At 50.8% G+C, this 12,628-nt stretch carries 9 protein-coding genes; 4 read left to right on the top strand and 5 right to left on the bottom strand.

Annotated features, from left to right (window positions below; genetic code table 11):
* Positions 1-32 precede the first annotated feature (32 nt).
* Entirely contained in the window at positions 33-1,379 is a 1,347-nt protein-coding gene (locus AAC022_RS19480) for a DUF1552 domain-containing protein (RefSeq protein ID WP_339733680.1), read from the bottom strand.
* Positions 1,376-3,754 (bottom strand): DUF1592 domain-containing protein, encoded by a 2,379-nt coding sequence (locus AAC022_RS19475; RefSeq protein WP_339733679.1) that lies wholly within the window; start codon positions 3,752-3,754, stop codon positions 1,376-1,378. Before AAC022_RS19475 ends, AAC022_RS19480 begins: the two co-directional genes overlap by 4 nt.
* A 426-nt stretch (positions 3,755-4,180) precedes the next feature.
* Here AAC022_RS19475 and AAC022_RS19470 point away from each other — a divergent pair, with 426 nt between their 5' ends.
* Both AAC022_RS19470 and AAC022_RS19465 read left to right on the top strand, forming a co-directional pair.
* Positions 4,181-5,557: a tripartite tricarboxylate transporter substrate-binding protein gene (locus AAC022_RS19470; protein ID WP_339733678.1), complete on the top strand. Its 1,377-nt coding sequence runs from the start codon at positions 4,181-4,183 to the stop codon at positions 5,555-5,557.
* Between the two features lie 60 nt (positions 5,558-5,617).
* Positions 5,618-7,156 (top strand): tripartite tricarboxylate transporter permease, encoded by a 1,539-nt coding sequence (locus AAC022_RS19465; protein ID WP_339733677.1) that lies wholly within the window; start codon positions 5,618-5,620, stop codon positions 7,154-7,156.
* Positions 7,157-7,330: 174 nt separating this feature from the next.
* Here the strand turns inward: AAC022_RS19465 and AAC022_RS19460 are convergent, their stop codons facing one another.
* Both AAC022_RS19460 and AAC022_RS19455 read right to left on the bottom strand, forming a co-directional pair.
* Positions 7,331-7,648, bottom strand: a complete 318-nt coding sequence (locus AAC022_RS19460; protein WP_339733676.1) for a hypothetical protein — start codon at positions 7,646-7,648, stop codon at positions 7,331-7,333.
* Positions 7,649-7,896: 248 nt separating this feature from the next.
* On the bottom strand, positions 7,897-9,390 hold the full coding sequence (locus AAC022_RS19455; RefSeq protein ID WP_339733675.1) for a hypothetical protein: 1,494 nt from the start codon (positions 9,388-9,390) through the stop codon (positions 7,897-7,899).
* Positions 9,391-9,591: 201 nt separating this feature from the next.
* Here AAC022_RS19455 and lgt point away from each other — a divergent pair, with 201 nt between their 5' ends.
* Both lgt and AAC022_RS19445 read left to right on the top strand, forming a co-directional pair.
* Positions 9,592-10,443, top strand: a complete 852-nt coding sequence (gene lgt, locus AAC022_RS19450; protein WP_339733674.1) for a prolipoprotein diacylglyceryl transferase — start codon at positions 9,592-9,594, stop codon at positions 10,441-10,443.
* A 314-nt stretch (positions 10,444-10,757) separates the two neighbouring features.
* Positions 10,758-11,342, top strand: a complete 585-nt coding sequence (locus tag AAC022_RS19445) for a sigma-70 family RNA polymerase sigma factor (RefSeq protein ID WP_339733673.1) — start codon at positions 10,758-10,760, stop codon at positions 11,340-11,342.
* Between the two features lie 117 nt (positions 11,343-11,459).
* On the opposite strand, the gene AAC022_RS19440 is transcribed toward AAC022_RS19445, so the two are convergent.
* The gene (locus AAC022_RS19440) at positions 11,460-12,437 is read right to left on the bottom strand and encodes a YHYH protein (RefSeq protein WP_339733672.1); all 978 of its coding nucleotides are present in this window, start codon (positions 12,435-12,437) and stop codon (positions 11,460-11,462) included.
* Positions 12,438-12,628: the final 191 nt, after the last annotated feature.

Raw genomic sequence — 12,628 nt, 5'->3', positions numbered from 1 at the left:
CAAAATAAATCTGTTGAATCGCGTTAATCGTACTATGAGTTGATGACTGTCAGGCGGCCGGTACTGTCGCCAAAGGAATTCACGGAAGCACCCGCACGATCGAGCATTGAGACAAACAGATTGCTCAGTGGTGTTTCGGTTGGTAATTGATGGTGGTAGCCGGTCTTAATCGTACCGCCACCTTTACCCGCCAGTATGATCGGCAGATCATGGTGTGTATGACGATTTCCATCGCCGAGGGCACTGCCGTAACAGATCATGGAATTGTCCAGCAGATTACTGTTCCCTTCCGGCGTTGATCGCAGGCGATTCAGGAAGTAAGCAAACTGGCTCGTCAGATATTCATCAATCTTCTGAATATCGGCCATTTTCTTTTCATCGTTGCGGTGGTGAGACAATTCGTGATGTCCCGAATTCACACCCACCATCGGGTAGGTGCGGTTACTGCCGGCATTGCCAACCATGAATGTTGCAATGCGTGTTGTATCCGTCTGGAATGCAAGAACCAGCAGGTCGTACATCAGATGGATGTGTTCCTGCAAATCGCTGGGAATACCAGCGGGCAGTTGCATTTCAGGTGGCTTAATTATTTCGTGTTGCGTACTGCGTTCGATTCGCTGCTCAATCTCACGGACACTGGAAAAATATTCGTCGATCTTTCGTTTGTCACTTTTGCCAAGCTGTTTTTTCAACTGATCGGCGTCATGCTTGACCAGATCCAGAATACTCTGGCGATCTTTCATATGCCGCGCACGCTGCTTTTCTCGTTCCGCACCACCGCCGAACAGACGTTCGAAGGCCAGCTTGGGGACAATTTCTTTCGCCGTCGGAGTCGAAGGTGTCCGCCAGGAAATATTGGATGAGTAGGCACAGCTGTAACCGGAGTCGCATTGGCCTGCATTGCGTCCGCGGACCAGTCCGAGCTCCAGAGAAGGAAGTCGAGTCTGATGTCCGACCTGTTGTGCAGCCACCTGGTCGACCGAAATGCCGGCTTTGATGTCGGCACCACTGGTTTTGGTTGGGTGGGAACTGGTGAGATACACCCCGGCACTGCGGGCATGATCGCCGGCACCGTCGCCTAGAGCACGTCCATTGATCTGAGCTAATCCGGAAATCACGTTGATGTCCGATTTCAGACTCTCAAGCGGCTTCAGAGATTTGGGTAATTCATATCCTTTTCCCGCACTGGTCGGCATCCATGAGGGGCCGATGACACCATTGGGGAAAAAGATGAAAGCCGTTCTCACAGGAGGTTTCCCCGTGGCGGCAGCAGCAACTGAGACCAGGCTGGAATGTGGCTGCATGATCTCCAGCAATGGCAGCGCCATTGTGGTTCCAAGTCCTTGCAGGAATGTACGACGTTTCAGAAGCTGTGTCATTTTGAGGACCTCTTTGACGTTTTTAGGAAGGGATCGCTAAGTACGATTTCGGTGACGAGCGCCGAAAAACGATATCCCTTAGTGGTAAAGTTCGCGGTGATTTCATCTATGGCACATTTGTCGTAGAACTCAACTCCACGACCAATGGCATAAGTCAGCATCTTCTCTGTTAAAGATCGGCTAAAACCCTGTTTCTGCTGTTCCAGAATTGCAATTAATTCGATCGGGCCATTAAAAGACTCGCCACTGGGTAACAGGCCGGAAGAATCAATTTTGTTCCGGCCCTCTTTATCTCTCCAGCGCCCGATAGCATCAAAATTTTCAAATCCCAAACCGAGTGGGTCCATCTGATCGTGACAGGCCGCACAACCCGGAATGTTACGGTGTAAAGCTAGCTGTTCTCGTAGTGTCGCGTTCGGCTTGGCACCTGCTACTGCTTCCAGCTCAGGTACGTTCGGCGGTGGTGCAGGGGGAGGCGTTCCCAGAATATTGTCCATAATCCATTTTCCCCGTTTTACCGGAGAAGTTCGCCCAGGGTTCGAAGTCAGTGTCAGGATACTGGCCTGCGTAATCAGGCCGGCCCGTTTTGTTTTATCAAGCTTGACCTTCTGGAATGCTTCGCCTTTGACAGTCTTGTTACCGTAGAACTTTGCCAGACTTTCATTCATAAAAGTGTAATCGGCGTTGATAAATTCAATCACGCTGCGATCTTCTTTCATGATGTAGGTAAAGAATTCTTCTGTTTCACGTCGCATGTCTTCTTTTAACTGCGTATTGAAACCGCGGAACTTACGGGGATTCGGAGTCAACTCTTCCAGGTTTCTCAGATTCAACCATTGACCGGCAAAGTTTTTGACGAACGCTTCCGATTTGGGATCTTCCAGCATCCGTTTAACTTGAACCTGCAAGGTGCGCGGATCGTTGAGCCGGCCTTGTGCTGCCAGACTGAACAGTTTTTCGTCCGGCATACTGCTCCACAAAAAGTAGGACAGCCGCGTCGCAATTTCGTACTGGGCGACGTTCTGCGCGTTGCTCCTGCCAGCCGGATTCTGAATGCCTTCAATGCGGAACAGGAAGTGAGGGGAAACCAGAATTGCCTGGACACCCACCTGGATTCCCTCCTCGAATGTTCTGCCCGATTTCACGGTGGCTTCAACCAGCTCTACCACTGGCTTGACTTCATCACGACTGACCGGTCGACGAAATGCCTGTGTACCAAATTGTCGCAAAATTTTCTCTGCACAAAACCGAACCGACCGTCCACTGCCCGGAGTACAGGTGATGATTTTATTGTGTGATTCAGGCAGATTCGAAGGAAGCTGTCCTAACGGTCCTTTATACGCCACATCGAACACATACAGGTTGCGGTCTCGTTTTTTCGGCGGTCCCTTGGGATCGTAAAAGTCGTTCAAAAAAGTAATCGAAAGCACGTGCTTCCCTTTTGGCAACGAGATCGCCTTGGGGAAGGTAAAGGTTTTGGGAACGTTCCGGTTTTCTTTGACATCAAAGCTTTTCAGTAACTTTCCATCCAGCTTGACTTCCATCTTCGCTGGATCTTTTCCAGCCGGTGTTTGCGCTGCGACAATCTGGAACTCATATTTGCCCGCCTGCTTCAGATTGATCGTTCCCAGAAGCGTGCCACGCGAATGAAAACTCGCGCTGCGCTTGCTCAGGTTGACGGCTCCCTCTTTCTTAAAGTCTTTTTCGGGGATCTTAGTCCAGGGGTAGCTGTCCGGTGTGTTCGCGAAAATTGCTTTCTCGGAAATTTGTTCCGCAGCATCTAGATACTTTTCCATCAACAGTGGTGGCAATGACAGTACATCACCAATGTTATCGAAACCATATCCGACGTCATCGGAAGGAAAGTTTTCTGCAGGCTTAAAATCAATACCAACCAGATCGCGAATCGTATTGTTGTATTCATTGCGATTCAAACGCCTGATCGTAACACGACCGGGGTTCACATCACCCGAACAGTCAACTCCATATAACGCATCGTCAAACCACGCCAGGACGTCTTCTCGTTCCTTGTCCGTTGGCAAAGGGTCGGAATCTTTGGGAGGCATCGATTGAATCTGGATTCGTTTAACAATCTTACCCCATGCTTCACGCTGCTCCAGAATGCTGGACCGGGTGGTGTATTTCTCCAGTCCCAGACCCGCTTCCGCTTCTTCTCCGGTATGGCAGTCGAGGCAATATTTCGTGAGAAACTGTTTGACGTTTGATTGAAACTGTTTTTCCGATTTTTCGACACTCGACAGCTCTGCGAACGCGAAAGTAGAGTTTGTCAGTAACAGCAGACAGCCGAGAGAATAGAAAATTCCCCCGGAATGCTTTAGTGGCAAGAAATGGAAAACGGTTTTGATCATTCGCATTCTAGTCAAACCTTAGGGTGGGTACTCAGGCTGATTTGTTTCGAGTGTCTTTAATTTCGAAAGCAGTGAGCGCGACGATTGCACACGGTCAAACTGAGGCAGGTAGTTATTTGGCAGGACTCTTTAACATATAGCCTAACCTCCTCTCTGACCATTTTGCAAGATCAGTCCTCACCGGATCTCTTGTGAAGAGGCAGATTTATGATGCAAGCATCCGCTCTCCTTAATTCTACCCGATATTGACGTAGGGAGTTTCGATTTTTTCGGTTGTTAACTAAATAGACTGAACTTGCTGAATCCCTCTACAGTGTCATGGCTGGTCGTTGACAGGCTGTTTCTCTCTCTGCATCCTTTATACGGAAGCCAGCTGTGATAGCCGGTTTTTTTAAGAAAAAATCATAGGAAGGCATATTCGGTACTGAACTGATGAATCAAAATTCGCTCGCAAACACGACAGTTCGATTCAGGCTACTGTTGTTCTGTCTGATGTTCTTCAGCGGCTGTGCCGCGGAATCGGTGGAAGATTATCCAGATCGTCCGATTACCATCATCTGTCCCTGGTCTGTCGGCGGGGCAACCGACCGGACATCCAGGCAGGTCGGCGTCTTCCTCGAACAGGAACTCGGAGTCCCCGTCAATGTCATCAATGCGACAGGCGGACGTGGAGTAACCGGACACAGCCGCGGCTTGAATGCCCGCCCTGATGGCTACACGCTGGCGGTGATCACCGGCGAATTAAATATGCTGCACTGGCAAGATCTGACCTCACTAACATATCAAGATGCGATTCCGATTATTTCTCTCGTTGATGGAGCCGCTGCCGTTTTCGTCAAAGACGATTCTCCCTTTCACAGCATGCAGGAACTTCAGGAGTACGTCAAACAGAACCCCGGAAAATTAACGGCAACCGGAACTGCCAGCGGCGGCATCTGGCATCTGGCTCTGGCGGGCTGGCTCGATTTCAGCGGGTTGAATGCAGAAGACATCAAATGGATTCCCATGAATGGCGCGGGACCTTCCTTGCAGGAACTGGCCAGCGGTGGCGTCGATCTGGTCTGCTGCAGTCTACCCGAAGCGAAAACACTCTATGAGTCCGGACAGGTTCGGTGCCTGGGCGTGATGACGGAAGAACCACTGCCCGAATTCAAAGACGTTCCTACCTTCAAATCCCAAGGCATGGACTGGTCGATCTCCGGCTGGAATGGCTTGGCACTTCCCCTGGGAACACCTCAACCCATTGTTGATAAAATTTCCAATGCAATGAAAAAGATCACCAGCGGCGAGGCAGTCCTGCAGGGGAAGACGTTTCCCGAATTCATGCAGGCAGCCGGGTTGAGTACCAAATATCGCGCCGATGACGAGTTCGCCGGGTTTCTGAAATCGAATGACAAAACGCTGGGGAAACTCTTAACGAGCGACGCCTTCGCACAGATGGCTTCCCAGGACACCGGGCCGCTGGTCTTTCCAGCTATGCTCACGTCTGCCATTTGTCTGATTTTAGTCTGTCTAGCGGTCCAGAAAAAAGTGCATGCTCTGGCGCCGGATGTTTCCAGTGACACCGTCACATCACAAGGAATTGTGAATACCATTTTGGTGCTCCTGGGAATTGTGGCCTACTTATTGTTTGCAGAAAAAGTCGGTTTTATTCTGACAGCCGGCACCATTCTGTTCGTGCTATTGTGGAAATTCGGAACTCGTTGGTGGATGAGCGCGTTGATCGTGCTTTGTTTCATTCCCGGAATTTACACTCTGTTCGCCCAGCTCTTACGCGTCCCGCTGCCGCGAGGCATTTTGGGTTGGTAAGCTGCTACACACGTCTCCATTTCTTATTCCGTCTGTCGTCAAGCGCATTGAAGTAACAACATGGAATCATTCATTACCGCCTTACAGAATCTTGCATCACCCGAAGTACTACTGGTGATTTTCCTGTCAGCCGTCTACGGATTGTTCGTTGGTTCCATTCCCGGATTGACGGCGACGATGGCGGTCGCATTGTTGATCCCGTTAACATTTTATCTGGATAATCTCTCTGCCATCGCTGCGATTGTAACGCTCGAAGCCTGCAGCATTTTTGCCGGCGATATCCCCACAACCCTGGTTCGGATACCGGGGACCCCGTCCTCGGCGGCGTATACCGACGATGCGTATTCCCTCACCCGACAAGGCCTGCATGAAACCTCGCTGGGGGTCTCGCTCGTCTTCAGCGTGGCGGGCGGTTTGTTCGGTGCACTCGTGCTGATCCTGGCGGCGCCTCTCTTAGCTAAAATTGCATTTCAGTTTACGACCTACGAATACTTCTGGTTGTATGTGCTTGGCTTGAGCTGTGCAGCCATCGTTTCAACCGGGTCACGACTCAAAGGCGCGCTGGCTTTGATGATCGGGTTGATGTTCGCCACGGTCGGCTTGAGCGAAGTCCACAGCGTTCCCCGTTTCACATTTGGCTTTGACGAACTCTTTACCGGCATCAATTTCATTCCCGCGATGATTGGTCTGTTCGGCCTTTCCGAAGTCTTTCGAAATTGCCTGACCTCCAAAACCGACGAAGTTGCCAAAAAACTGGAATCAGCGGTCATTAAGGAAGACGACCATTCCCTGTTCAAACATTTAAAACCCGTCTTTGGTGGCGTCCTGACCCAACTCTGGAAACGCAAATTCAGCTGGTTCCGCTCAAGCTGCATCGGCTCCACCATTGGAATGATCCCCGGTGCCGGTGCCGATATCGCTGCCTGGATCTCATACGCGGTCTCGAAAAAATGCTCTAAGACCCCGGAAGAATACGGCAAAGGATCTCTCGACGCCGTCGGCGATGCCACCAGCGCGAATAATTCCGCACTCGCCGGTGCCTGGATTCCGGCGCTCGTGCTGGGGATTCCCGGCGACTCGGTTACGGCGATTGTGATTGGTGTGCTGCTCATGAAAAACATTACTCCCGGCCCCGCGATCTTTGAAAACCCTGATCAACTGGTGCTCGTTCATGGAATCTATCTCACATTTATTGTCGCGAATCTCTTGCTCATCCCGCTTGGCTTTCTGGCAATTCGCAGTGGTTCCCAACTGGTGCGCGTTCCCCGCCGCATCTTGATGCCTTTGATTCTCATGTTCTGTGTCGTGGGCTCCTATTCCATTAATGGCAGTTATTTCGATGTCTGGGTTATGCTCGGTATGGGCATCTTAGGATTTTTCCTCGAAGTCTTTGCGATCCCCCTCGGCCCCGTGGTACTGGGCATCATCCTCGGCAGTCAGTTAGAGCAGTCCTTCGTACAGAATCTGACCAAGGACGACAGCTTCCTGTCGTTTTTCAATCGTCCCATTTCCGCAGGCCTCGGCATTTTCTGTATCGTACTCTGGCTCTACCCACTACTGATGCCTCTCTTGAGGAAAAAAGAACCGGTTGCAAACTAGGTTAGTTTATTCTGATCACCGTTCCTTTTTCTACTTCTTCCATTTCTTCAGTGAAGTACTGCGCGTTCCATCTTGCTGTACTTCTCAATTTTCATCGGTTGAAACCATCTTGACACTGCGGCGCCCTTCTGGAAACTCTGCTCTTGCGCGTTGCGCGCGAGAGAACCACTTCGTTCAGTTCCCGTTGTGCTCTACTGCCGGTTTTCGCACTATCAGAAACAAGGCGTTTTTGGAATGGGCTAACTGCACAGCGAACAAGTAGTTCTGAATCAACACCCCATTTTTAATGCGTATCGTCACAAATCGGACCACATTCCGCACACAGGGGACACATTCCCGCACAGGATGGCCCATGATCTGCCACATTTCGGCATCAAATCGGATTGACTGTCTCACGCCATTCGCGAAGATCATTCGCAGTCGGAAAACAGGCAGGTATTTCGGGACTGACATAGCCAGCAATCGGTGAATCGTGATCAAGAGCATTTTCATAACAACACAATGAAGTAAGTTTAATATAGGGTGCGGACCCATGTGTCCGCCCGCCTGGCGAGGTTCAAACCTGAATCACTCCTGGAAAGGAACCAGAGATATACGTCGCGTGTTAATACACAAACAACGTCGATCTCACAGACCGGTCCAACCTGCAGCGATCATTCTGTCCAGACGCGAAGGGGAAATCGTACTCAATAGACGCGCGATCGCAGAGATGAACATCACGCACCCGCATGAAATAACTGTCAGGCAGTTCGACGCTGGAATGCAACCTGGCCGACCCGCACGATTCCCAGACTCACAAACGCCAGCGTCGGCAGCAGCAGCGGCATCAGGAATCGTTCTCCGGCAGCGATTGGTAGATACCAGGCAAACGCCAGCCAGAACAGCAGCATCCAGATCAAATACAAGCGGCGTGTCGGTCCCGTTTCCGACAATAGTCCCACCAGTAGAAATGGCACGGCCAGCAAGCCGAAGAACAGTCGCCCTTCTTCAAACGGAAGCGGCCCCAGACTGCGCAGGAAAATGAAAACCTGCCACAGCATTCCTTTCACTTCCCGTTTGACAATGTCAACAACCGAGTGCGTCTGCAGATAACTCTGGGCGGCTTCTCTGAGCGAACCTTGCTTGGCCAGCGCATGCGGTTCGCTGAATTCGTCTTGAAACATCAAATACGAATTCGCATTAAACGTCGGGCTGCCATACACGCGGGTATTCCGCACAAGAAGTGGCGACGCGCTCACCACGAAGCTTGCCAGTACCAGACACACACTGATCACAATCGTTTTCAAAGAAGCCGTTGTCGTGACAGTCTGTATGGGTTCCGCGGCACCAGCATCCTTTGTGGTACTACGCTTGAACCGGGAAAAGAGTCCGTTCCAGTTCACCGCATACGAACAGAACCAGAGCAAGATCCCCAGCAGCAACAGCAGTGCGGTCCCTTTCGTCAGCCACGCCAACCCCAGCGTCAGGCCCAACCCGATCAGGAGCATGTAAGGAATTTTAAGCGTTTGTCTAAGATCAGGCAGGCGTAATACAATCAGCCACAGCGCGGCTATGAAAAATAAAAGCAGTCCTTCACAGACCACGCGCCCCGTCAATTGACAATAGGCGGCGTTGACGCTGATCAGGAATCCCAGCAGTCCCCCTGTCAGGTTTCCATACTGCCGCGCGATCCCGATAGAGAAAATCAACAGGGTCAATAATCCGAACATTGCCGACAGGCGTTTGCCCGCTTCATAATCAGGAAAGAACGAGAGCAGCGCGACATACAACGGGTGCTGATTCGCTTCCCGGTATTCTCCGGCGAATAACTGCGGCATCAATGCCAGAGCCCCCCCTGATTCCTGAACCGTTTTGGCTTGTGACAGAAAAGAGGCCTGATCATTGTTCACTGGCATCGGCTGCTGCGGGATCAGATTGATCATCACCACAAAATAAACAATCATCGAAAAGGAGAGCAACAGACTTCCCAGCCAGTGATCCGCTGGATTGGCCGACTCAGAAAAAACGCGGAACACGCTCTTCCCTTTGTGCAGGATTTTTTCCCAGAAACGGTTTGGCACCAGGCAACCGGCGATTCCGATTGCCGCGGCTACCACACAGCAGGCAGCCGCCGCCGAAGCCAGTGAAGGTCGTTGAACAAGCACCACCCCTTTGAGTTGCACGGTCTCCCATAACGCCAGCCCGGAAAGACCGGCGAGGGCACCTGAGACCAGTCTGGGAAAGAGGGTGTTCATCAGGCAAGCAACCTTTCTGAAGTTGACAGGCGAAAAAAACAGAGATCGTTCTAATAACACACCAATAAAACCGAATTCGGACTAGGTTTAAAGTGCGGAATGGTCTATCTTTCGGTTTGATAAGCATAGCATATTGGAGCCGTTCTGAAATCACAGAAATGATCAGATCCTCCATTTTTGAATACGGGAGAAGTGAGTAACGTGTATTCAGTGATCGCCCATCTGCAGTGGGACCTTAACCGTGTCCTGTTTGAACTTGGCCCGATTAGGATTCATTATTACGGCCTCTTCTTCACCGCCGGTTTCATCTGTGGCTATCTTCTGCTCCATTGGATGTATCGCACGGAAAACAAAAACGTCGATGATGTCGATTCGCTGCTGATCTACATGGTGATCGGTACGATTGTGGGCGCCCGACTGGGACATTGCCTGTTTTATAATCCAGCTTACTTTTTTGAGAACCCAATTCGGTTTCTACAGATCTGGAATGGGGGTCTGGCCAGCCATGGTGCCGCGATCGGTATTACGGTTTCCGCCTGGCTCTACTCACGTAAGCACAAAGATCAGTCCTTATTGTGGCTCATGGACCGTTTAGCGATTCCCGTGGCACTCGCTGGCTTTTTTATCCGCATCGGCAACTTTTTCAATTCCGAAATTCTGGGACGCGCCTCAGATGTCTCCTGGGCGGTGATTTTTGTGAATGGTCAGGGGCTGAAGACTGTTGAGGAACAGATGACGCCCCGACATCCGGTCATGCTATATGAATCATTCTGCTATGGCTGCATATTTCTGATTTTGTTTCTGCTCTACCGTAAGTATCGAGCGGCAACGCCCGGCGGCCTGCTGATAGGACTCTTCTTTATCATGGTCTTCACCGCCCGCTTTGTGCTCGAATTCTTCAAGCTCCGTCAGGCCGAATTCGCACAGAGTCTACCCCTCAGCGTTGGTCAGATGCTCAGCATTCCACTGGTCATCGTCGGCATTTTCCTGCTGATTTATCGGAGACCTGTCGCTTCGACAAAGGGTGTCGCGACTCCCGAAAAAAAGAAATAAATGGCATTAAGTGGGGTTGTGTCCACTTTTCCGGGTTAGGAATCTCCGCTCCAGACGTCTTTGTATATAGGCAAATAGCAGGCAATGATGTGTGCGTTTGTTTATTGTTGGGGTCGTATTGCCTTAAATCGTAGATCCTAGTAAAGTTCGCGAGCAAAATACTCAGATTTTACTACTAGTGCTCAGATCAAATTCCACTTTTGGAATTCGGTTGTTTTTTTGCAACACGGATCTTTGACTCAGGTGTATAATGAGATGCAGGCTTAACTCGCTTGCTGCCAGATGGCAGCCGTTTTAATGAATTGAGGCGATTTGTGGCTCTCACGGATATTGATAAAAATTTGCTCAAACGCTGTCTAGCGGAAGAGCCGGGCGCATGGAAGGATTTCGTCGACCGGTTTATCGGCCTGTTCACGCACGTGATTCATCACACTGCCGATGCCCGCAGTATTCGTGTCACCGACAACGATGTCGAGGATCTGCTCTCAGAAGTCTTTCTGGTTCTGTTAGCCAATGACTATCGTGTCCTGCGAAACTTTCGGGGTAATAGTTCACTGGCGACCTATCTGACTGTGGTCTCCCGTCGTGTAGTTGTAAAAAAAATGGTCGAACGCCGGATGGCTGAAGCCTTGGGACATGTTTCCACCAAATCCAAACTGGAATCGATCTCTGAAGAAACGCGGCATCAGCAGACACTTGAAGCTCAGGAAGAGATCCAGAATATGATCAAGCAGCTGCCTCCCGCAGATGCACAGATTGTCGAGCAATACCATCTGCAGGGAAAGTCTTACCAGCAGATCAGCAGCGATTTGAAAATCCCTGAAAATTCGATCGGGCCGACACTCTCACGGGCACGAAACCGCATGCGTGAAAACAAATCCAAAACACGCACGCTCTAAACATCTGCAGTTTCCTTTCGATTTGAATTCATCTCGGCCAGGAAGAATAGTCGCAGGCGCTTCCTGACCGAGAGGGATTTGGATGACATACGCCGTTCTGTCAGATCCTCATCCTTTTTATTGACCCCGGCCGAAACCGCCCCCGGAACCTCCCCGTTGTTGTCCTGGTGGTTGTCCTGGTGGACCAAAACCACGTCCGGGACCACGACCGGGACCACGACCGGGACCACGACCGCCCGGCCTCGGCCCACGTCTTTGGAAACTGCTGTCGGGGGTTCCTCGAAAACTGCGGGGAATAAACGGAAATTCTTCGATGATGTAATAATGATAAATGCCGTCCGGATAGTCGGGAGTCACGCCGAATCGGCCATTGCATTCATCCAGGTCACCTGTCTCAGCAACATACTCGTAGTCCGCCACAAACGTGCCATCGTATTTTCCACGAGGACCATTCGGACGAGTTCCTGTTTTGATCTGGTAGCTGGACTTCATTTTTCGCACTTCACTCGAAGCCTCTTTTGCATCCGTGTAACCATATTGCCCATAGATCGGAAACCCATCTGCGGCGACACCGATCAGCGTTACTTCATTGGATTTTCCCAGTTTCGAAACCAGACCGTTGGGTAAGCCGTGATAGTGGTAACTGCCCGTCGGCTGTACGTGCGCGTTACTCTGATCGAGTCCCAGATTGATCTTTCCGGACTTGGCTTCGTAGTTCCACCCGGAGCGACGGTCACGATTCCAGAACTCCGCCGTCTCTGCATCGAACACGACTCCGTTAATCGCGATTCCAAATGGTGAATGCGAATTGGCGGTGATATTGCGTGCTTCTTTCGGTTCAGCGGGAACGCGGAACTGGTGCTGCTGAGGCCTGATCACATTCGGATTATTTCGATTCGGGAACCGCCCCGGCTGATGATCGGGAATCCCATTCGAAGTGATATAGCGATAACCGTTTTTCACGACAATCTGCACCTGATTGTTCGGCAGGGGACCGGAAGAGGGAGGACCAAAGCCCGGCGGCGGAAATGCCGACAGCGGGGCCGTGCCGCTCCAGAGAATGAGAGAACTGAGTATCAGCAGTCGAATATTCAAAGCAACCTCGTAATCTGTTTCTGATTTGAACTAGTGGAGCGTCATTTTTAAATATTGGGTTGATCGATATCACGAGAGTGCGACAACGGAGCACGTAAACAACACCCCCAACCCTCAATTCCTAGCTTGACAAAGCACTAGTCGGAAAAATTCACAAATCATATGCATCTAAATCCATAACGAGCCCGAGA

The organism is uncultured Gimesia sp., assembly GCF_963976445.1.
In the GTDB taxonomy this organism is placed as follows: Bacteria; Planctomycetota; Planctomycetia; order Planctomycetales; family Planctomycetaceae; genus Gimesia.
The sequence above is the reverse complement of the archived record's forward strand: the minus strand, read 5'-3'. Positions and strand labels throughout refer to the sequence as shown.

Coding starts and splice junctions, on each gene's coding strand:
- AAC022_RS19475 (WP_339733679.1), bottom strand. CDS start 3,754: ATGCGAATGATCAAAACCGTTTTCCATTTCTTGCCACTAAAGCATTCC.
- AAC022_RS19480 (WP_339733680.1), bottom strand. CDS start 1,379: ATGACACAGCTTCTGAAACGTCGTACATTCCTGCAAGGACTTGGAACC.
- AAC022_RS19455 (WP_339733675.1), bottom strand. CDS start 9,390: ATGAACACCCTCTTTCCCAGACTGGTCTCAGGTGCCCTCGCCGGTCTT.
- AAC022_RS19465 (WP_339733677.1), top strand. CDS start 5,618: ATGGAATCATTCATTACCGCCTTACAGAATCTTGCATCACCCGAAGTA.
- AAC022_RS19460 (WP_339733676.1), bottom strand. CDS start 7,648: ATGAAAATGCTCTTGATCACGATTCACCGATTGCTGGCTATGTCAGTC.
- AAC022_RS19470 (WP_339733678.1), top strand. CDS start 4,181: ATGAATCAAAATTCGCTCGCAAACACGACAGTTCGATTCAGGCTACTG.